Origin of the sequence: Pseudomonas putida (assembly GCF_001636055.1) — a bacterium.
Lineage (GTDB): Bacteria > Pseudomonadota > Gammaproteobacteria > Pseudomonadales > Pseudomonadaceae > Aquipseudomonas > Aquipseudomonas machongensis.
The window spans coordinates 4,085,691-4,103,905 of sequence record NZ_CP011789.1 but is presented as its reverse complement, the minus strand read 5'-3'; the positions used below and the strand labels follow the sequence as shown (position 1 = coordinate 4,103,905).

The following is an 18,215-nucleotide window of genomic DNA, read 5'->3' as shown; positions in this document are numbered from 1 at the left end:
ATGCGTGACGACCAGATTGTGCGCCTGCAGGCGCTGACCGAGCGCCTGGGCGAGGTGGTGATCACCGAGGTTGATCCGCACCAGTGGCCTGGTGCTGACAAGGCCCCTGGCGAGCTGACCCAGCAGGAGCGGGGCGACAGGTACTGGTGCAAGAAGAACGCCGCCGCAACCATGACGCTGCTGCTCAAGGTGGTGAACATCGCCGGTATCCTCAACCGGCAGAAGCCAGCACTAGAGGCTGGCGCAAAGATTGACGAACTCGACGGCGAGATTGCGGCGGCTGAGCGCGAAGCCCTGGCCATCATCGAGCGGATGCAGCGCAGCAATGCCCAATGAGCCGGAGAAGAAAGTAAGCCTGCTGGTCTTCTTCCTGATTTGGTCAAAGCGGATGCGGTGGGAGGTGCCGGACATTCACGTCAGGGCACTGATATGGCTGGAGGCCAAAGGGTCTCTGGCCGTTTTGCGTTGCTTCCGGGGCTTCGGCAAGTCCACCATCCTGGCGATCTACAACGCCTGGCGGTACTACCGGAACCCAACGTTTCGCATCCTGCACCAGTCCGAGGCCGACGGCACGGCCTACAAGACCAGCCGCGACACGCAAAACGTCATTCGCAACCACCCGCTTACCCGCCACCTGCTGCCGCCCAACCAGGGCACAGTCGAGCAGTGGTGGGTTGAGGGCGCCGCCGACTTCCGGAACGCCTCGATGTTCGCCAAGGGCATCTTGTCGAACGTCACCTCGGCCCGTGCTGACGAATGCCAGAACGATGACGTGGAGGTGCCACGCAACATCCAGACGCCCGAGGCGCGGGAGAAGCTTCGGTACCGGCTGGGCGAGCAGACACACATTCTGGTGCCGGGCGGCAGCAAGCTATTCATCGGCACACCCCACACCCACGACAGCCTGTACGACGAGCTGGAGGCGATGGGCGCGGATTGCCTGACCATCCGCATGTTCGCCGACGAGCATCGCATCGAGCTGGCCAAGGACACGACCTATGCCGTGCCGTTCAGGCCCGAGGTGGTGTTCTCCGGCATCGGCAAGCTGGCGCGTGTGCTGGTGGAGGACAAGGACTACCGCTACGCTGACGGCACCCTGGAGTTCCTGGAAGCCCCTGGAACCCTGATTGACTGCTACGCCGGCAGCGCCTGGCCCAACCGATTCGACATGGTGGAGCTGGAGAAGCGCCGCCGCGAGACCCGGACAATCAACGAATGGGACAGCCAGTACCAGTTGCACAGCAAGCCAGTGACCGAGGTTCGTCTCGACCCGGCGCGCATGATCCCGTACGACCTTGAGCCGGAGATTCGCTACGCAAACGGCGAATGCGCCATGTACCTGGGCAACATCCAGATTGTCGGCGCTGCCGCCTACTGGGATTGCTCACTGGGCAAGATCAAGTCCGATGCGTCGGCGTTCTCGCTGATCCTCACCGACGCGCGCGGCCAGCTGTACTGGCAGGTGTGCAAGGCCCTTGAGGGTGAGATCGCCACCTTCGACGAAGCAACCAGCAGGATTACAGGTGGCCAGGTCCAGCAAGTTCGCGACCTGGTGATCAAGTACCAGATTCCGCGCGTTGTGGTGGAGACAAACGGCCCGGGCGGCTTCGTGCCCACCATCCTGCGCCAAGCGCTCAAGGGCACCGGCTGTGGGGTAGGGGAAGAGCACAGCAGCACCAACAAGCAGAAGCGCATTCTCGACGCACTGGAGTCCCCCCTTTCTGCCCGCTTCCTGTGGGCTCACGTCTCTGTGCTGCGCGGTCCGCTGTGGGACCAGATGCGCGACTTCAACCCAGCGCTCACCGACCAGGACGATGACTTCATCGACTCCGGTGCCGGCGCAATCGCCCAAACCCCTGTGCGCATTGGCCGGATAGTCGGGAAACCGACAGAAGCCCGGCAGGACCATTGGCGCACCAACGCGGGCGTGCACGAGGTGCAAGTCGACTACTAGCCCGCCAGTACCAGGGGGCGACCATGGCAGTTCCAGCAGGACCAACAGAGCAGCGATACGTCGGCAACGGCGTGAGCACAATCTTCACCGTACCCTTCCTGGTGATTCAGGCGTCTGACCTTGCGGTCTACGTTGATGGGGTAGAGCTCACCTCGGGTTACACCCAGTCCGGGGTGGAAAACCCAACCAGCAGCGTTATCTTCACCACTGCTCCGCCCCTGAATGCGCAGATCCTGTTCACGCTTGAGGTCCCTTTCGAGCGACTGAACGACTACCAGGAGAATGGTGACTTCCTTGCCAATACCGTTAACAACGACTTTGACCGTATCTGGCAAGCCTTGAAGCAGCTGATGCGCTACACGAATCGATCTTTGCGCCTCGGTGCTTCGGATGTGGATGGTGCAGGCTTTTATCGAGGTAAAGGCAATGGCATCGTCAACATTGCTTCGTCGCAGCGGGTGGATACTTCGGTTCCAAACTGGAAGGACGTTGCTGATTTTGTCGCAGAGATTTTGGCAACTGGGCAAGGTCCAATAAACAACGCGGCAAACGTTCTGTATATGGGGCCTGACAGCCTGCCATATACGGTCCAAGATTTGTCTAGTCCCACGAATGCTGCAAAAGGCGCGGCACTTGTTGGTTGGAAACGATCGCCATTGCGCAGCTCGATTATCTCGGCTGGGCAGATGTTGAATGCTCAGGCTATATCGGTTTGGGAGTTTGCAAATCTGATTACCGTGAAGCCCGACGCGAACGATCCAGACACGTGGGACTGGACGCCAGCATTTCAGGCCGCATTCAACCTGGCAATTCCGCTGATCGGGACGACTCCAGGGCCTGACTTCGCTCGCATCGCGATCATGATCCCAACCGGGATCTACCACCTGACCTCTGTTGAGGTGGGGTCGAAGATCGATATTTACTGCGCAGGCGGCGTGATCCGTCCGTTCGATGTGGCTGCTACAGCAAACTATGTGATGAAGCTCACCAACTTCAACAGGCTGTACAACCTCACGTTTGACATGGACTACTCAGTGACCTACCGAGAGGCGCTGTGGATTCGTGGGCGACACAACCACCTGTTTGGTTGTTCGTTCTGGAAGGCCAGGAATGCCATGACCTTCGGCGATCCGGTATGGGCGACGACGCCAAGCCTTGGCATGCTGGGTGACAGCGAGAATATCTTGTCTTCCTGCGAAACGGTGTGGTGCGTGACGGCATTCCATTGCTACGGGCAAAACACCATCCTGCACTTCGATGACTGCCTTCTGTATTCGACTATCAACACCTTGCCAGTGGGGGATCCCCGGAAAGCATTTTGGGAAAGCCTCCCGGCCATCGTGGCCTACAACTGGGGATGCCTGGTGTACACCACCGGGGGTTGTGTCGCCAACTTCACGCCGCTGTATCCCGTCTTCAAGTCGGAGCTTCAACCGGTTTCTGGCGATATCGAGTATGTGAACTCGTTCGGTAAATTTTTCATGAACGGCACACACATAGAGACTGGCAATTTACTGGAGGCTGGTGCTGTTGGCGCTTATGTCGCACAGGATGTTTCGTCAAATGTTCTGACGATGCAGGGCTGCAATGGCTACCTCACATCTAACCCGGCGTTCTTCATCAATCTTGGCTCCGACTGCAGGCAGTTCGTCTCTATTGATGGTACGAACCGACTGTATGGGCACGTATCAAATAAGATCATCTATTCGATAGGGGCCCCGTCCTATGTCTCGCCAATTGCTTTTGCCAATCTTCCTACGGACTTCTTTCAGTGTGTTGCTGTGCTTCATCCGCAGGGTTATGACGACTACTGCGCGCTTGATGCGCGTCAATCCTCTCAAGCCTTCTCGACTTCCTTCAGCGTTTTCAAGCCTACCACCCTCAATCCAAGCGATGTTAGGAACGATGGTTTGCTGAACTTGCAAACAGAATGGTTCAACACCGGCACCGGTGTCTTCGTAGCGAAATCTGATATGCGGAATGTGATCGTCAGGGTTTCTCTGTCACTTTCCAGTGGGGTAGCGGCTGACGAGACAGTGTTCCGGGTGATGCTGAACGGCGTTCAAGTGGATCAAGCAATCATCTACGGCGGGTCCCCATCTGCAATCCTCCAGGTCAGGAGAATCCCTAATGGTGGCTCTCTCACGGTTGAAATATCTCAAACCCAAGGTCGTTCAGCGAATGGGTCTGACGCCAATAGGCTCGTAATTTCCGCATCGGTATAGGAGGTTGCATGGACATCAACACGAGCAATATCGGATGGGTCAACGTATACAGCAGCAGCGGTATCCCCGTCGGAACCGGCCTCGAGATTCAGAATAAGAACTCCAACCTGCTGACCGTCCAGGAAAGCGCGACAATTCCTGCTGCTGATGACTTCTCGGGCCGACTGCTGCGCTACTGCGAGGTGGTGGAAGTGTGGCCCGGATCTGTTGGGGTATGGGTGCGTGGGGCCATGAACACCATCCAGATCAACGTCCAGGCGGTGCCGTCATGATCACCTCGCCGAACCACCAGGCACGCCGGGCGATGGCAAGGGCTCAGCAGAGCCCAACCGTGGGGCAGATGAACATGGCCATGGCTCAGGCTGGCGTGACAGCGATCAAGCTCCAAGCGACTTTGGGCGCGGGCGGGGCGGTGACGCTGACATTCCCAGCACCGTACGTTTCTCCGCCGCTGGTAGTGAACAGCAGCCGGTTCGTTGCCAACCGAGGGTACTTCGCTGTGCCTGGCACGGTGACCACCACCACAGTCGAGCTGACCGGCAAGCGCAACAAGGGTACGCTGCTGCTGAGTGATGGACCGAACGAAGCTGCGGCATCCGGCGATGTGATCGAGGTTCTGGTGATCGGTCGCCCGGCCTGACGAGGGACAAACCTGGGACACTGGTTGTCCCAAATAGGCATGAACAGCCAGCACAAGAACTTAAGGCGTAGACCAGGTATTCCGGTGCTTTCAGCCTACAACCACCGATTTCCCTGGGTCTACGACCGGATTGCAAATCCGTCTACGCCGGTTCGATTCCGACCTCGGCCTCCACTCTTCGAAAACCCCGCAGATTAACGTCTGCGGGGTTTTTATTTGTGCGCCGGAAAATCTCGATAGTCCCAAAACTATTTGGGTGCAGTCCCAAAACTTTCCTATTTCGAGGGCTTCGCGATAGCCCCAACACGGCGATAGACACGCTCCGTGATTCCCTCTTTGGAGTGCCCCAGCAGCACGCTTGCCTCGCCCAGATCGTTTATCTCCGAGGCCGCCTTCGGTCGGATATCTCGGAACTGGAACTGGGCGATTCGGTTTGCTAGGTCTGGCTTCTTCTCGACGTCAGCTTTCACCCTGGCGGCCTCCCGGGCGTCCGCCCACCGGTTGCGCAACATCGGCCAGCTCATGCGCTTGCCGTGCTCGTTGATGATGAAGAACGGCGACAGGTGCTCGCTGGTCCTGCGCATAATCCGCTCCAGCAGCAGCCCAAGACTGTTCTTCGCTCCGTCCACCTCCAGGACGATCCTCAGTCGCTTGCCGGTCTTGCCTTGGCTGACCTGCAGGTAGATCCCGTCCATATCGTCCTTTCGCATGGACAGAACGTCCGATGGCCGCTGGCCGGTCAGGTACGCCAGGTCCATCGCATCCTTAAGCTCCTGTGGGGCCTCCTCATATACCGCCTGCCACACCGCTTCGTTGGCATAGAAGTCGCGCGGTTTCTCCTTGTTCTTCCTCACGCCCAGGCACGGGTTGTCCCGGGTGGTGAGCCCCCATTCCCTTGCGGTGTTGAAAACGTGCGAGAGCAGTGCGATTTCCCTGTTCGCTCTAGTTTTGGCCGACCTTGAGTCGCGGTATTGCGCGATCATGGCCGGCGTGATTGCATCGATCGGCGCCGAATCGAACACAGTGCGCAGTTGCTTAAGCTCGTAGATGTTGTCTTTCTGGGTCCTGGCGGCCTTGCCTGGGATGATCTTCAACAGGTACTCGTCGAAGATCCCTTTCATCGTTGTCAGTTCTTTCGGTACCGACTTGGCTTCGAGCTCTGCCCACATCAGCTTGGCCTTCACCAGGTCACTGCCAAGGAAAATGTCCTTGCCCGACTTGTCCCTGTAGTACAGAGCCTCCCACACCTTGCCATTGGCTTTTTGTCTTTTGCGACGATACATGCCTGGTGGCAGGTCGCGATTCTCGGTCTTCCTTGGGCGCATTTCACTTTACTCGGGAAAAATCAGGGGTCCAGGCTGGCGATGGCGGCGGAGCTGCAGCGACCGGCACAGTGTCGATCACCAGACCGCTGAGCTTCTGGCGGGCGTACAGGCGACCAACGAGGGGGCGGCCTCCGCGGCTCTCGACGAAATGCCAGCCTTTTTCTTTCAACCAGCGGCGCTGCCACGCCCGGGGTTTGTAGCCGGTGATCACCACCAGCTCTTCGTCCGAAAGGATCTCGGTTTCCATGGGATGGTCTCCACGCCGCCGGTGGCGGCAGTACGGTAATCAGGCCAGCAGCACTTCGCGCACGACTTCCCAGAGTCGCGCTGCGGGCCATTGATAGCGGTCGAAGTCTGTGTCGGGCTGCACGCCGTAGCGGCAGGTGGAGTGGGCGCCGGCTGGGTATTCGCCGCGCTTCTGCATGATGGTGGCCACTCGGCCGTCACCGCCCGGCTCGGTCCGGTGGTACTCGTAGGCCCTGGTGGTGTACACATCGCCCGCGGCAATGGTGCAGGTCGAGTGGTGCACCATGTTGGCCCTGCCGTCTGGGGTCCACGGTCTACCGCCGCCAGCCTGCCGCGCGCCTTCGTGCAGATAGAGAACGAATTCACCGTCATCCAGGCGGCGCATGTCGTAGCAGTGGTTGATCTGTTTCCCGACCAAAATCCGCGATACGAAGTTGAAGCGGTGGTCGTGGATTGCCGAGTGCTCGAAGCAGCTGCGGCGGGGCAGCTCGGGGTGCCACACATGCAGGCGCTGGTCGCCCTGCAACTGGACCTGTACGAAGCCCAGGCCGTGAAGCGTGATTTTGTCGGTCATAACGTCATCGATGATCATGGCAATAGCTCTCCATGCCCGCGCGTGGCGGGCTTGAGTTGTTGGGGAGGGTTATGCTTCGGTGATCGGCGCGGGGATGGCCTGGGCCTTCCACTCTGGGTCGATCTTCCAGGCGATGCAGGGCGGCTCGGTCTTGCTCTTGTAGCCGCCAAGCCAGTAGTAGCCGCTGTGCTTCGATGTTCCGCAGACGCTGCAGGTGTGCCAGCTACCGAAGCCCCGAGCAGAGAACGGCTGGTACTGGTGGCTGTTCACCGCAGCCCCCTTGCGATCATTTCGCACCACCTGCGGCCAGCGCCTCAGCTTTCAGTGAGGAATACGCCACGCCATCCAGCGCGCTGTCCTCGTGGAACTTGTCAGGGTTTTGCCACTGACGCACATCCTTCAGCACCTGCAGCAGCAGCCAGCCTTCGGCCTCGGTGAGGTCCCGGCCGGTGATAGCGTTGAATGCCTTGACGGTGCGACCCATGCTGCGCTCACCGCCAGGCGCGTCGTACTGCTTCCCGCGCTCGGCCTGCACGTCGATGGCGGCCTGCAGAAATTCGGTGGATTTCTTCACAGCTGATACCTCTCATAAATCCATGCCGCAGGCGCGGCAGCGGGTGTAGGTTCGGGTTGGGTTTCGTGGGGGGAGAGCTGGCGCTCGTTGTTTGTATGGAAATGCTTGAGACATAGCTTCGCCTCGCCGCCATTCGGCGGATTAGTTAATATCGGACGAAATAAGTGAGACCAGGGGAGGTCCACCGGGCAGAAGTCTTGGAAGGCTCAAATCCTTGCTATGCAAAATGGATAAAAGACCATGCCGGATATAGAAAAAAGATATCGTGCTTACAAATTGCTACGGGAGCTTGATTCGCTCACATCAACCACCATGAATCAGGTAGCTTACGGGCGCTTGGGAGGGCCGGAATGGCAAGCTGCATGCGACGCGCAGCGTGCTGCGTTCAACGCTTGGATCGAATTTGCTGATTCGCTTACAGCTGAAACGAAAGTGCAGAAGCGCTCTTCTTAGCCCCAATAAAGTTATACAAAAGAGATACATTTGTATAACTTTATACCGGCTGTCGATTCGTAAGAGATTGCTGATCTAAGTCACTTGTAGCTTTTTTTTGTGCGATTTATTTTGACCCTCTAATGGATGAAAGCTAAGAAGTTAAGGAGGGTCACATGCGAGTTCGTGGAAATGTGTTCTGGGATTGGGCAGATCCAGCGCTTCACCACCGTACTCATGACGAAACACTCGACGATGGAACGCATATTGATGTCCAGGTGAGGCTTTCACGCACAGGGCAAACACAAATGTTCATCGGCGTTTATGCACCTCAAGGCATGGCGGTGCATGAGGAGGCGTTTGACTCCCGTCCTGGCGAGTCGATGACCCGTGCTATGGCTTGGGGTGTCGGGCGGGCGCGCCGGATTGCTACGGAAGGCTTGCCTGCCGTCACATCCAAAGCGTCTGCTGGGTAGAGCTGTCGTCACCCTGGGGCTGGAACAGGCTCTGACACTGAGCCAGCCCCTACTGGCTGCGATATCGCGGCAGTGAATAGAGGGAGAGAAGTTACTGCGGGATGTAGTAAACATGTGCTCGATGCTAATCCTCCGAATCGTCCGAATTGTTGGAATTCCGCACTGCGCGCCTCGATTTGGTGCCACAATCATGGCATAGGGACATCGGCACGTATCCTCGAGCCAGCCCTTCAGGACACCAGTCCAATGCTAAGCAATGAAGATTTTCGCTACATGTCCCATCGGCACCTACTTGATCTAGATGCTTCTAATTCCAGGCTTAGGCACTTGGTTGGTAAAGGCGAGGTGAGCGGTGTGGACTGGGATGATGCTGTTGGCTGGTATCAGAGTTCATACGACGCTTGGGTCAAATTTTTGAGACAAAGAGATCAGCCTTCCTTGCCAGTGTGATCCGATATCGCAGAGGGACCTGCGATTTTCACCCTTAGCCCGCCTCGGAGTTTTCCGACAACGCAGCCCTGGCAATCGAGCCATCCTCCACAAACCAAGCTTCATGTTCGTGCCAGAGGATGTTCGCGGGCTCGCCGCTCACGCTGTCCCATTCGTTGCCAATGTCTTCAGCGAAGTGGTCCCGGTCGGCGTAGAACTTCAAAGCAGCTCGCAGCCGCTCAGGCTCGCCAGGATCTGCTGGCGCTGGGTGGGTGTAGAGCTTGGCACCGAGCCTTGGCATGCGCCCAGCAGCCCAAGCAATCTCATGCAGACCCTTGCCGAATACCACGACTTCGCCCACCGGCTCGCCCTGGTGCTGGGCTGGCTGGCCGTAGCTCAGCACGCACAAGTGATCCGGCAGGCCATAGTGCTTTTGGACATGGGTGATAGTCCGGCGTAGAACCGTGCCGGTGTAGTCGAGGGCATCATCGATCTCGCGGAGCAGAACCGTGTCGCCCACGGCGAAATTACGATCCGAGCAATCCCGGACCTCGCCGGTCTTGAGGCCGCTGAGCAAGTCAGCCAGCGGGGTCTGTCGAATTTTCAGTTCATGCTCGCGCGGCACGCTGACCATCTCTGTGTTGCTGGATCGGTTTTCTGTGGGCATGGGGATACCTTCGCGGATATGCTGATAGCAGGATTCAAATCACAGGGATACGACATGAGCGCTTTGACGGCGGCGATTCGGCAATATCAATTAGCATATGAGATTGCACTCGATATGCATCGGAGCTGGGAGTTTTCGGAGCCTCCAGAGCTTTATGAAAAATACACTTCCCTGCAGGTCGAGGTGGACAGGCTGTTGACGCTAAATGGCGTTGAACCAAGGGCTTTCGGCAATATCGGTCGTCACCTCTGGTTCATAGAGTTGAGATTGAATCAGGGATTCAAAGATTCATGCTTCAGCGATATCAAGGACATTATCTACAGTGATATGCCCAGTGGGTTCGCCTCGCTATTCGCCTTGGAAGATCAGGCCGTGCGCCTGCACGGGCGCTTGAGGGAGGGCGTCATACCTCTACTGGATGGCGGGCACCATGCGGCCGCGATAAGGCAAGTTTTCCCAATTCTTTCTAGTCATCTTAGGCAAAGATTTTTAGTTGCGCAGAATATAGATGGCGATGAGCTTGTTAATACTATATTCGGCGGTGGATCAGTTCTCACAAATTTGGATGGCCCAAGGAAGACCGCTTACCGCAATTTACTGAGTGGTTTTTACGGCGTTTACCGTAATAACTATGCGCATCATGACGTGCAGCCAACCGTTGCTGAAGTGCACGCTGTCATTGAGCTTGCTAACTCTCTGATATTTGAGGTTGAGCGGGTGGCAATAGATACTGCTCAAGCCAATCAGGCGGGGGATGCCTAGCCCCATCTGGGAATCTAATCAAGCGATCAGGCTGCCTTATGCATTTCAGCATTCCAGTCCATCCAGCCGATAACGGGCATCTTGGTCTTGGGGCTGAGGATCTTTTTGCCCTTTTCGTCGAGCAAGGCGGCCTTGCAGCGAATCTTCAGGTCGCGGTAGGCGCCCGATCGCTTGGCGAGCTCGATGAACTGCTGCGCGTGCTGCGGGGTGTCGTAGAGGACGCTGAGCTGCTTGACTTTCTCGCCGACCATGATTGCCTCGACGTTGCGCTGCACCGCCTCTTCCCACTCGGCCAGGGTAAGGTCCAAGGGGGGGCAGCCAGCTTTCCCGCTGGGCTTGGTGGTCTTGGTTTTCTTCCGGGCATCGGCAAGCGCTGCTGCGGCGGTCATGCCGAACACTGCGAATGTACTCATGGTGATCTCCATGAATGCGCCGCCCTCCGTGGCCGGATGCGGCATGGTGGCAATTTGGTTTAGGATGATTGGTTTAAGGCGGAAAGCTAAGGGTTAGGCGGAAAAGATGGATATACATCAAAGTCTCAAAGCGGCGTTTACAAAGCTAAAGTTAGACTTTAGCTTGATGATGATTACATGTGCTGGAGTTTTTGTTGTTGTTGTAATTAGTGCGTACGTTGTAAATTTTTTTGGTTGGTTTTCTTCAAGTAAAGAAGTGTGGGGGCAGTTTGGTGATTATGTGGGTGGCGTGCTGAATCCTGTACTAAGCTTCATGGCTTTGATTGCTGTTGTGAAAAGCCTAAAATATCAGTCTGAGGAGGTTAAGGAGGCTCGCTCAGAGGCAAGTGCAGCTATCTCGATGCAGAAGGAACAGACGAAAATATTCAAGCAGCAAAGCTTTGAGTCTGTATTTTTTGGTTTGATTGATCTGTACTCTAAAGCGCTAGAAACAATGAGCCTCTATGAAGAACAGAGAGTGTTCACTGGGATTGCTGTGGCGCAGAGGCTTTCTTTTAAATACAACGTTGATAGGATTGACTGGGTTTTCAACGAGTCAAAAGGTAATTTAACTAGGCGAGAGAGAGAATTTTTGTTTAGGGAGCACGCGAACAAAATGTTGGCGGCTGCTCAAGAGAATGGACTAAAATTCTTCACTATTTTAGAGCAGTTACTGTCATACGTCGATGGGTGTGATTTAGATGACGCGGTATTGAAAGAGCGATACGTGTTGATTATCAAGTCTCTGCTTACGCCGGCCGAAGTAGAGTGTGTGTTGCTTTATGGTATAAGTGACGACGGGCAAAGACTGAAGGAATTGATGGAGCAATACTCGCTATTCACAAACTGCCCCAAGCGAGTAGGCGATGCTCACTTGAGGAACTGTGGGCTTATAAAATGGTAAGCACACTGAGCAATTTTATTATAATCGGCCTGTGCGACGGATTAACATAGAGTCGGGGTCATCCGTGCCAGATACCCTCGCTGATGCGTTTCATGCTGCTGTCTGCTGATCCCAGGCTCCGGCGGAGGTGAAGATCTTGGCTGCCTCTGCTTCGTCGAGCGTTGTGTCGGTGGGGATGGCGATCCAGCCGGAGGCCACCAGGTGGTTTGGATTGGCGGTGGCGCGCAACTCGGTGTAGGTGGCTTCGATCACCTCGGTGAGGTGATCGGCTCGGTAGTTGCCTTGGGGCGCGACCTCAACCGATTTGTGGTAACGCTCGCCGAATTCAGTCCGGCAAAGCACGCTCAAGTAGATGGTCCAGCGGTGAGGGATGTCGCAGACGGCGTCGACGACCTGGCGCACGCGGATCTGCTTGAGGTTCTTCCAATTGATCAGCACCTGCTGGCCGCTGGGGTCGATGTTGACCACGGCTGTATGATTGGCGGAAACCAGTGCCCGACAGGTTCGCTCCAGGCGCGCCCGCATGTTGTGGGGTTTGCGCTTGCTCATTGCCGCACGCCTTTGGTGGCGGCACCGGCCTCCATCGCATCAACAAATCGCATGGCCGCCTGGTGACTGAAGCAGAAGCCTTTGGTCTTGCCGGTGGCGACCTCAATGATGTGCCAGGCCTTGCCCTTGGCGACCGCCTGGTACAGAGGGCGAGCGGTAGGAGCTGGCAGGCCAATCAACCCGTAGAACTCGGCAGTAGCCATGAGAGAGCGTGCACGCAGGGCGGCCAGGCCGTCCACGCGCTGTTGCATGGAGTGGTGCATGGGATGTTCCTCGTGGGGAATCAGGCGTGGTAGTCGAATGACTCGGCTTTGCGGAGGACACGGACCTGGGCGATCCGGCGTTCGGGTACTCGGCGATCGCGGCGCATTGGGTCGCTGTCGCCGATTGCGGCGTGAGTGGCGACCAGAGCGACGAGGAGGAAGCACATCGGGCTGATAATGTTTCGGCGCATGGCCTCGGCAACCAGGGCAGCCCGGCGGGGTACGTCGAGCTTGAACATTGCAGCGGCGATGCGCTTCTCGACACCGCCCTCGCTGATGCCGAAGTGTCGGGCGATTTGCTTCGACGTCATGCCTTGGGCGACATCGAGAACGCATTCCAGCTCGCGAGGCGCAAGACCGCGCCCAAGGTGGCCCATCCAAGAGCCGCTTGTGATCGTATCCATGGGTTATCTCGGTTGCGCGCTTTCCAATGCCTTGCGCAGCTCGATGACGAGTGCGGTGGAAATGGTGAGGCTTCTGTTGTCTTCGTCGATTGCATCAAGCGATGCAATCAAATTGCGCGATGCTGTGTGAACAGCTTCGAGGCGGGGTTTTGGAATCGAGGGGCCTTTGATTGAGCCTGCGGTGACCTTCGTCTTGCCGCTGGCCTGGACTTTCTTCAACTCCGCGTCCAGTACTGTTCCTGCACCGTCGCCGTGTTCCCGTACCACCTGAGCTGCAGTGGTTGCCGATACATGCCCAGCGGCGACAAGGTTCTGCACGTCGGTGTTAGCGTTGCCGACAGTGAGTACCTGCTCGACATGCTGCCTGGTCTTAGCAACCTTCTTCGCGATCTGCTCGACTGACCAGCCAAATGACCTCAGTCGCTTGTAACCCTCGGCCAGCTCAAGAGGGGAGAGCTTTTCGTTCTCCTGGCTGGTGATGATGCGTGCGACCCGATCTGCATCGCTTCCTTCAAATGCGATTACCGGCACCCAAGCTTCGAGAATCGCCGGGTTTTCCTTGTTCGGCGTTCTTGGTAGACGGCCTGCTGCGTCCAGCTTCAGCAGCGCTCGACGGCGGCGGTGACCATCTACAAGCCAGACGCCGCCCTCTGCGCGAGGGCGAACCTCCAGCGGTGGAATTTGGCCACCTGCGGCGATGAACTCTGCAAGGGAGTCGATGCTCGACTCGAGCGCTTCACCCTCGGTGCGAAGGTTGAAGCCGGGTTCTTCGTGAAGATCCTCCAGCTGTACCTTCATGGCGTCGGCGCGTCGCACCTCGCCATCCTTGATCATTTGCTTGAACGACTTCGCCATTGCAATTCACTTCCGTTGGGGCTGCATTGGAGAGCCGATCCCGCCTGTCTCCCTGAACATGCTCGATGTAGGGTCGGGAAGGCTCTCCGATGCAGCCTGGTGATGGGGGACCAGGTGGATCGGGCCGTCTTTCCGGCTGTCTTGGTCAGCTATGGGTCAGCGAGAGACTGCTGATGACGCAGATCGAGCCATCCGCGGCGGGAGTCGAGTCGGTGTAATCGACCTGGTTGTAGACGCCGCCATGGAACTCGAACAGGCGAGAGTCCCAGGTGTCGTCGAGCTGCAGGGTTCCTGAAGAACCGGACACACCGTTGCACTGGGCTGAAACAGTCACCAGGCCATGTGTCGTAACGTCGATGGCAACGGTGAACTTTGCCCCGAGCGGCACACCCTTGAGTACGGTGGTGTTCACCGGGGTGGCTTGGTTGTAGGTGGTGCGAAAGCCCATCGTGATGTTGCCCTTGTTCCAGAACACCTTCACCGGTGGGCTGTCATCGCCTCTAACATGCATCTGCGAGATCACGACCTTCTGAGCAAAGTTGACCTTGGTAAGCGCCATCTGCTGGTGATTTCGGTGATTTGCCGCGCTGGCCAGGGTCCAGTTGGTGGCCTCAGACCACTCACAACGAGTGCGACGTGTGCTTTTGCTCGAGGCGCCTTTAGTCGGCGCAGTGAAGCGAATAGAGCCATCGGGCAAGGCAGTAACAATTTCCGGGAACTGCGCGATCGCTTCTGCTCCGCTTAGCTCAAGTGCAACATGGTTGGTTGAGGAAGTGGCTACGGGAGTCGTGATGGTTAATTTGCTGATGTTTACGGCCATGGTGTTTTCTCCGGCTGATTTCCCGTCTGGCCCTCTACCTCGAAGGCCAGCCAGTGAAACCTTCAGCCGCGGCCCTCTACTGGAGTCGGTTGCGCGGCACTCTTCTGGTTGTTGACTCCGACCGCGGACCTTCCCGCCGGATAACTGATCTCGGTGCTTTACCCTGCACACCCGGGGCAGTTGCCACCCCTCTGGACTGTTGAGGCCTGTCCATCGCTGCCTTTGCTGCGGCCAGTATCTATCCGGCTGGCAGCAAAATTAACCGCCGGTAACCATTACGTCAATACCGCCGGTTAATTATTTTTCTGAAAAGGCGCGCTAAGATTGCCTGAATCTGTACGGATATACAGTATAGGAGGTATGAAAATGGGATCGGCACAAGGATTAGCGATGTCGGCGCCTGGCGAGGCGCTGACGGGATTGGAAAAGCTGGGGCTGAGGATCTCAGCAATGATCAATTCGCCGCTGGCCCAGTTCGGAAGGAAGGTTCTGATTCATCAACTGGATACGGATAGCGATCAGGACTGGGTACGAATCATGGAGCTGCTTTCGGAAACTGACGGCCTGGACATGACGTTCTGTGATGACGGGTCGGTGATTCTGCAGTGGGATGCTGCTACGGATGACGATCGGGTGATCGAGAGGGAAGTGGACCTTGACCTGGTCCGTCATGAAGAGGAGAAGGCGCCTTTCTGAGTGGCGTGCGCTAATTAATGGCTATGGTACTTTTTACCTAAGTCGCTATAGATGAGTTCAAGTGAGTCTTCTGACTCTGCATAGGGCCAGAGCTCTTTAAGTGAAGAGGGGTGCTCGACAGCTAAGAGGTATGCAAGTATCGATACTGGCTGAGACCAAAATGCATTGGAGTCTAGACGGGACTTCACCCTTTCTTGAATGAAGCTGCGCTCATTTAGAAGGTGGCGAATTTTATCCGGTGTGTCTTGGTGGATAACGCCGGATAACTGATCAAGAACAAGCATGTTAAATTTCTGATCTTTAAACTTAGAAATCCCCACCTTGGAATCGTAGATGTCCGTGAGCTCCTCAAGCAGCTCGCCTCGGACTTTCGATTCTGACTCTAAAATGTTCATGGTTTCACAAAAAAGGTGGTCCGCCGTTTCGATTAATGCAGCACTGCTGGATACGAATCTTACCGCGCGGCTAGGCACTTTCCAAGAGCTTTTATAAATACTATCGTGAACCACCTCAGCATAGGCGTGCTGCATCAATGTTCTGATCTGTAACTCACAACATATGTCGGGAGTGATCGTAGTGCCTGCGATTTGTATATCGCATTTGGGGCGTATCTCGAAATGATGGGACTGATATCCAAATTTATCCGGTGCGTCCTCATACTCTTTTGAGGTGTCTCTTGATTTCTGTATGTCCCAAACGGGTAGCATCATTGCTTGGCATAGTTTTTCTACATCGGGCGACAAGAGGCAAACAGCTCGGACACCAACTAGGTCGGTCATGTCTTTCAGGGGGTTGTTATACGATTTTCGAGTCAGTTTGCCTATTGCTGAATCAATTTCTTTGACTCTAGATGAAAGTATCTGGAGATTTATGCTATTGGTTTTAGATATTTTCTTGACGTTTTTTTCTACAAAACTTCCCCACAAATTAAGGCTGGGCTGAGCAGCCAGAAGATAGTCTTTGAACTGCTCAATATTCATTACTCTCGACTCTCAACTACGCCTTTGATGCGGACGTCTGTATATCCGCCTTCCTGCCGCAAGGTCTGCACATGATCTTGGAAATTCAAATCAGCGGGTACCTGTATTTTTACACCCGTGCTGAAATCTACTCGGCGGGGTCTTCGCAGTTTAGCTTTGATGTATGCAAGATCCTTGACCATGGCTGTATCCGGAAGCCCTTTTGCAGCCATGGTGTCGATGTAATGCTGTCTTGAATCAGCTGGCAAGTGTTCCTCGGCGAAAGCTGGTACGGACATGGTTCCTTTGTTGCTTCTAAGCTCGGAACGCAATGCCTCGAGCAGCTCACTCTTCTCCGGTTGCTCCAGAGCTAAACCTGAAATATAGGTTTTTGTTTCTTCGTAGAATTTCCTAGTCTGGAACTTAGAAGATTTGAGGATGTTCATGCCAAGGAAGGCGTTGTAGAAATACGCTGCAGCTGCTTTCGTTTCGGTTGTCGTTAGCAGGTGGTCGAACAGGAAAAACCTGTAGTTTTCGGGCTGATAAATGCTTGCTACCGGAGCAGTATAGGAAATCTCGACGCTGACCCCTATCTTGTAAAGACGCTGAGTTTGAGATAGCAACATCTTTTTTATTAGGGTTAAGCTGACGGAGCCGTTTCTTTCAACGATATTAAAGCCTTTGTCGGTTTCTGCCTTAATCGCCGCAAGGAAGGGGTGTTGGTTATTGCCAACACGCCCGGACAGGACAATTAGGACGCCACCCGGCCATTTCGGATTGGTCTGTGCATCCGCCAAATCCTCTGCGATTACTCTCGAAAGCTCAATGAAGCGTGCTTTTTCGGCCCTTAGAGCTTCTGCAGATTTTTGCATGAAGGAGGACGCATCAGTCTTTTCTGCGTTGATCTCGATCCCGTGCGAGTTGCTCCCTAGTGCATCGGTGATGCGCACCTGGAGCAAGTCTTTAGAATCGACATCTAGATCGATTAATTCCTCAGAAAGTTGGGGCGGCACCAGCACGCCTTCCTTGGTTCGGGGAAAGATTGTATGCGCAATCATCCTCTCTATTGAGAGTCCCTCAAAAATGAATTTATCCATGGCATCCTAACTATCGGCTAATCTCTAGATTTTTCTTGCATTCCAAACTAGCAGCACTTTTGCGTGTATTGTTACGTCTTCGATGCGAGCTGACTGCTTTTCGTAATTTTTGTTGTCAGATATCAGCCAAACGTGATCCCCATCCATCCGCTGGACGCGCTTTATGAGAAGATCCCCGTGCCAAGTGAGCACATAAACGCCTTCACCTTGGTAGTCATTAACTCCGCGATCAACGATTACAGGATCCTTGTCATTGATCGTCCCTTCCATGCTCTGACCCCAGCCGGTGATCATCGCCAAGGCCTGGGCGGCGGTGTAGGTCACGCCTTTCTCGCGCAGTACTTCTTCGCGAATCACCACGTTGCGGATGACTTCGCTGTACTCGGCTGGCACCTGGCCATGGCCCATTGCCGCGCGGATATCGTATTGCGGGATGGAGATATCTCCATGGCCTGCCATGACCATGATAGCGGCCTGTGCGGCGCCGGTTGACGGCGCTGATGCTTCGGAAAGACTGTCAGCTACCGCCTTGGCAATCTTGTCCTGAGCCGTCGCATCCAGCGATTTTCCGCCGTGCTTACGTAGCATCTCCAGCACTTTCTCAGCGGCCGTGCTCCTTAAGCCGTCAGCGCTTTTCACTTGGGCACCCTGCATCTGTGAAAGCTCAGCAGCTAGCCGGGGGCTGAACCGGTCCACGGGCTCTTGAAGGAGCCTGGACAGCACGACGGCAAACTTCGCATTCAGGGGGTTTGTGCCATTCAAGTACATGGCTACACCTGCGGGCGAAATGTCGGCAGCCTCAGCCACCTTTGCCTGTGTCAGGCCAAGTGCGTTTTTTTTCTGGGTGAACAGCCTTTTCGCTGCCTCACACTCGGCCTTCAGTTCTGGGGATAGATCTTTCTTTTTCGTCAT

At 55.7% G+C, this 18,215-nt stretch carries 24 protein-coding genes; 9 read left to right on the top strand and 15 right to left on the bottom strand.

Annotated elements, in window-relative coordinates:
* Genes AB688_RS18295 through AB688_RS18275 form a run of 5 tightly spaced genes read left to right on the top strand, consistent with a single transcriptional unit; the run spans position 1 to position 4,819 of the window.
* Entirely contained in the window at positions 1-336 is a 336-nt protein-coding gene (locus AB688_RS18295) for a hypothetical protein (protein ID WP_063545416.1), read from the top strand.
* On the top strand, positions 326-1,954 hold the full coding sequence (gene terL / locus AB688_RS18290) for a phage terminase large subunit (protein ID WP_063545415.1): 1,629 nt from the start codon (positions 326-328) through the stop codon (positions 1,952-1,954). Before AB688_RS18295 ends, terL begins: the two co-directional genes overlap by 11 nt.
* Positions 1,955-1,977: 23 nt before the next feature.
* A complete protein-coding gene (locus tag AB688_RS18285; RefSeq protein WP_063545414.1) occupies positions 1,978-4,179 on the top strand; it encodes a hypothetical protein in 2,202 nt (733 codons plus the stop codon).
* An 8-nt stretch (positions 4,180-4,187) separates the two neighbouring features.
* A complete protein-coding gene (locus AB688_RS18280; protein ID WP_063545413.1) occupies positions 4,188-4,451 on the top strand; it encodes a hypothetical protein in 264 nt (87 codons plus the stop codon).
* A complete protein-coding gene (locus tag AB688_RS18275; protein ID WP_063545412.1) occupies positions 4,448-4,819 on the top strand; it encodes a hypothetical protein in 372 nt (123 codons plus the stop codon). Before AB688_RS18280 ends, AB688_RS18275 begins: the two co-directional genes overlap by 4 nt.
* Positions 4,820-5,094: 275 nt before the next feature.
* Here the strand turns inward: AB688_RS18275 and AB688_RS18270 are convergent, their stop codons facing one another.
* Genes AB688_RS18270 through AB688_RS18250 form a run of 5 tightly spaced genes read right to left on the bottom strand, consistent with a single transcriptional unit; the run spans position 5,095 to position 7,538 of the window.
* Positions 5,095-6,144, bottom strand: coding sequence for a site-specific integrase (locus AB688_RS18270; protein WP_063545411.1), 1,050 nt, complete (start codon positions 6,142-6,144; stop codon positions 5,095-5,097).
* Position 6,145: 1 nt separating this feature from the next.
* Positions 6,146-6,391: a DUF4224 domain-containing protein gene (locus AB688_RS18265; RefSeq protein WP_063545410.1), complete on the bottom strand. Its 246-nt coding sequence runs from the start codon at positions 6,389-6,391 to the stop codon at positions 6,146-6,148.
* A 39-nt stretch (positions 6,392-6,430) separates the two neighbouring features.
* Positions 6,431-6,982 carry a hypothetical protein gene (locus AB688_RS18260; protein ID WP_063545409.1) on the bottom strand — a complete coding sequence of 184 codons (552 nt, stop codon included), beginning with the start codon at positions 6,980-6,982 and terminating at the stop codon, positions 6,431-6,433.
* A gap of 51 nt (positions 6,983-7,033) precedes the next feature.
* Positions 7,034-7,234: a hypothetical protein gene (locus AB688_RS18255; RefSeq protein ID WP_063545408.1), complete on the bottom strand. Its 201-nt coding sequence runs from the start codon at positions 7,232-7,234 to the stop codon at positions 7,034-7,036.
* A gap of 16 nt (positions 7,235-7,250) precedes the next feature.
* Positions 7,251-7,538, bottom strand: a complete 288-nt coding sequence (locus AB688_RS18250) for a hypothetical protein (protein WP_063545407.1) — start codon at positions 7,536-7,538, stop codon at positions 7,251-7,253.
* 608 nt (positions 7,539-8,146) lie between these two features.
* Between AB688_RS18250 and AB688_RS26510 the strand changes: the two genes are divergently transcribed.
* Positions 8,147-8,446 carry a hypothetical protein gene (locus AB688_RS26510; protein WP_081255280.1) on the top strand — a complete coding sequence of 100 codons (300 nt, stop codon included), beginning with the start codon at positions 8,147-8,149 and terminating at the stop codon, positions 8,444-8,446.
* A 484-nt stretch (positions 8,447-8,930) separates the two neighbouring features.
* Here AB688_RS26510 and AB688_RS26500 read toward each other — a convergent pair whose 3' ends face one another.
* Positions 8,931-9,542: a DUF3850 domain-containing protein gene (locus tag AB688_RS26500; RefSeq protein ID WP_081255278.1), complete on the bottom strand. Its 612-nt coding sequence runs from the start codon at positions 9,540-9,542 to the stop codon at positions 8,931-8,933.
* A 54-nt stretch (positions 9,543-9,596) separates the two neighbouring features.
* Here AB688_RS26500 and AB688_RS18240 point away from each other — a divergent pair, with 54 nt between their 5' ends.
* Complete coding sequence (locus AB688_RS18240) at positions 9,597-10,304, top strand: TIGR02391 family protein (RefSeq protein WP_063545406.1); 708 nt, start codon at positions 9,597-9,599, stop codon at positions 10,302-10,304.
* A gap of 26 nt (positions 10,305-10,330) precedes the next feature.
* Here AB688_RS18240 and AB688_RS18235 read toward each other — a convergent pair whose 3' ends face one another.
* Entirely contained in the window at positions 10,331-10,729 is a 399-nt protein-coding gene (locus tag AB688_RS18235; RefSeq protein WP_231100250.1) for a hypothetical protein, read from the bottom strand.
* Positions 10,730-10,823: 94 nt separating this feature from the next.
* Here AB688_RS18235 and AB688_RS18230 point away from each other — a divergent pair, with 94 nt between their 5' ends.
* Complete coding sequence (locus AB688_RS18230) at positions 10,824-11,660, top strand: putative phage abortive infection protein (RefSeq protein WP_063545405.1); 837 nt, start codon at positions 10,824-10,826, stop codon at positions 11,658-11,660.
* A 90-nt stretch (positions 11,661-11,750) separates the two neighbouring features.
* Here AB688_RS18230 and AB688_RS18225 read toward each other — a convergent pair whose 3' ends face one another.
* From AB688_RS18225 to AB688_RS18205, 5 genes are all read right to left on the bottom strand, one after another.
* Positions 11,751-12,209, bottom strand: a complete 459-nt coding sequence (locus tag AB688_RS18225; protein WP_063545404.1) for a hypothetical protein — start codon at positions 12,207-12,209, stop codon at positions 11,751-11,753.
* Positions 12,206-12,472, bottom strand: a complete 267-nt coding sequence (locus AB688_RS18220) for a hypothetical protein (protein WP_063545403.1) — start codon at positions 12,470-12,472, stop codon at positions 12,206-12,208. The genes AB688_RS18225 and AB688_RS18220 overlap by 4 nt, the downstream gene beginning before the upstream one ends.
* A gap of 20 nt (positions 12,473-12,492) precedes the next feature.
* Positions 12,493-12,876, bottom strand: coding sequence for a response regulator transcription factor (locus AB688_RS18215; protein ID WP_063545402.1), 384 nt, complete (start codon positions 12,874-12,876; stop codon positions 12,493-12,495).
* A 3-nt stretch (positions 12,877-12,879) separates the two neighbouring features.
* On the bottom strand, positions 12,880-13,731 hold the full coding sequence (locus AB688_RS18210; protein ID WP_063545401.1) for a ParB/RepB/Spo0J family partition protein: 852 nt from the start codon (positions 13,729-13,731) through the stop codon (positions 12,880-12,882).
* Positions 13,732-13,876: 145 nt separating this feature from the next.
* Positions 13,877-14,551 (bottom strand): polysaccharide lyase family 7 protein, encoded by a 675-nt coding sequence (locus tag AB688_RS18205; RefSeq protein WP_063545400.1) that lies wholly within the window; start codon positions 14,549-14,551, stop codon positions 13,877-13,879.
* 366 nt (positions 14,552-14,917) lie between these two features.
* Here AB688_RS18205 and AB688_RS18200 point away from each other — a divergent pair, with 366 nt between their 5' ends.
* The gene (locus AB688_RS18200; RefSeq protein WP_063545399.1) at positions 14,918-15,247 is read left to right on the top strand and encodes a DUF1654 domain-containing protein; all 330 of its coding nucleotides are present in this window, start codon (positions 14,918-14,920) and stop codon (positions 15,245-15,247) included.
* A 14-nt stretch (positions 15,248-15,261) separates the two neighbouring features.
* Here the strand turns inward: AB688_RS18200 and AB688_RS18195 are convergent, their stop codons facing one another.
* From AB688_RS18195 to AB688_RS18185, 3 genes are read right to left on the bottom strand one after another with little or no spacing between them, the layout of a single operon-like run.
* Positions 15,262-16,227 (bottom strand): GTP pyrophosphokinase, encoded by a 966-nt coding sequence (locus tag AB688_RS18195; protein ID WP_063545398.1) that lies wholly within the window; start codon positions 16,225-16,227, stop codon positions 15,262-15,264.
* A complete protein-coding gene (locus AB688_RS18190; RefSeq protein ID WP_081255275.1) occupies positions 16,227-17,303 on the bottom strand; it encodes a nucleoid-associated protein in 1,077 nt (358 codons plus the stop codon). The genes AB688_RS18195 and AB688_RS18190 overlap by 1 nt, the downstream gene beginning before the upstream one ends.
* 24 nt (positions 17,304-17,327) lie before the next feature.
* Positions 17,328-18,215: a LexA family transcriptional regulator gene (locus AB688_RS18185; RefSeq protein WP_063545397.1), complete on the bottom strand. Its 888-nt coding sequence runs from the start codon at positions 18,213-18,215 to the stop codon at positions 17,328-17,330.

Excerpts from the sequence above, each read along its gene's own strand:
- AB688_RS18205 (WP_063545400.1), bottom strand. The coding sequence starts at position 14,551 with ATGGCCGTAAACATCAGCAAATTAACCATCACGACTCCCGTAGCCACT.
- AB688_RS18265 (WP_063545410.1), bottom strand. The coding sequence starts at position 6,391 with ATGGAAACCGAGATCCTTTCGGACGAAGAGCTGGTGGTGATCACCGGC.
- AB688_RS18285 (WP_063545414.1), top strand. The coding sequence starts at position 1,978 with ATGGCAGTTCCAGCAGGACCAACAGAGCAGCGATACGTCGGCAACGGC.
- AB688_RS18235 (WP_231100250.1), bottom strand. The coding sequence starts at position 10,729 with ATGGAGATCACCATGAGTACATTCGCAGTGTTCGGCATGACCGCCGCA.
- AB688_RS18195 (WP_063545398.1), bottom strand. The coding sequence starts at position 16,227 with ATGAATATTGAGCAGTTCAAAGACTATCTTCTGGCTGCTCAGCCCAGC.
- AB688_RS18270 (WP_063545411.1), bottom strand. The coding sequence starts at position 6,144 with ATGCGCCCAAGGAAGACCGAGAATCGCGACCTGCCACCAGGCATGTAT.
- AB688_RS18260 (WP_063545409.1), bottom strand. The coding sequence starts at position 6,982 with ATGATCATCGATGACGTTATGACCGACAAAATCACGCTTCACGGCCTG.
- AB688_RS18230 (WP_063545405.1), top strand. The coding sequence starts at position 10,824 with ATGGATATACATCAAAGTCTCAAAGCGGCGTTTACAAAGCTAAAGTTA.
- AB688_RS18220 (WP_063545403.1), bottom strand. The coding sequence starts at position 12,472 with ATGCACCACTCCATGCAACAGCGCGTGGACGGCCTGGCCGCCCTGCGT.
- AB688_RS26500 (WP_081255278.1), bottom strand. The coding sequence starts at position 9,542 with ATGCCCACAGAAAACCGATCCAGCAACACAGAGATGGTCAGCGTGCCG.
- AB688_RS26510 (WP_081255280.1), top strand. The coding sequence starts at position 8,147 with ATGCGAGTTCGTGGAAATGTGTTCTGGGATTGGGCAGATCCAGCGCTT.
- AB688_RS18225 (WP_063545404.1), bottom strand. The coding sequence starts at position 12,209 with ATGAGCAAGCGCAAACCCCACAACATGCGGGCGCGCCTGGAGCGAACC.
- AB688_RS18210 (WP_063545401.1), bottom strand. The coding sequence starts at position 13,731 with ATGGCGAAGTCGTTCAAGCAAATGATCAAGGATGGCGAGGTGCGACGC.
- terL (WP_063545415.1), top strand. The coding sequence starts at position 326 with ATGCCCAATGAGCCGGAGAAGAAAGTAAGCCTGCTGGTCTTCTTCCTG.
- AB688_RS18185 (WP_063545397.1), bottom strand. The coding sequence starts at position 18,215 with ATGACGAAAAAGAAAGATCTATCCCCAGAACTGAAGGCCGAGTGTGAG.
- AB688_RS18215 (WP_063545402.1), bottom strand. The coding sequence starts at position 12,876 with ATGGATACGATCACAAGCGGCTCTTGGATGGGCCACCTTGGGCGCGGT.
- AB688_RS18190 (WP_081255275.1), bottom strand. The coding sequence starts at position 17,303 with ATGGATAAATTCATTTTTGAGGGACTCTCAATAGAGAGGATGATTGCG.
- AB688_RS18200 (WP_063545399.1), top strand. The coding sequence starts at position 14,918 with ATGGGATCGGCACAAGGATTAGCGATGTCGGCGCCTGGCGAGGCGCTG.
- AB688_RS18295 (WP_063545416.1), top strand. The coding sequence starts at position 1 with ATGCGTGACGACCAGATTGTGCGCCTGCAGGCGCTGACCGAGCGCCTG.
- AB688_RS18280 (WP_063545413.1), top strand. The coding sequence starts at position 4,188 with ATGGACATCAACACGAGCAATATCGGATGGGTCAACGTATACAGCAGC.
- AB688_RS18275 (WP_063545412.1), top strand. The coding sequence starts at position 4,448 with ATGATCACCTCGCCGAACCACCAGGCACGCCGGGCGATGGCAAGGGCT.
- AB688_RS18240 (WP_063545406.1), top strand. The coding sequence starts at position 9,597 with ATGAGCGCTTTGACGGCGGCGATTCGGCAATATCAATTAGCATATGAG.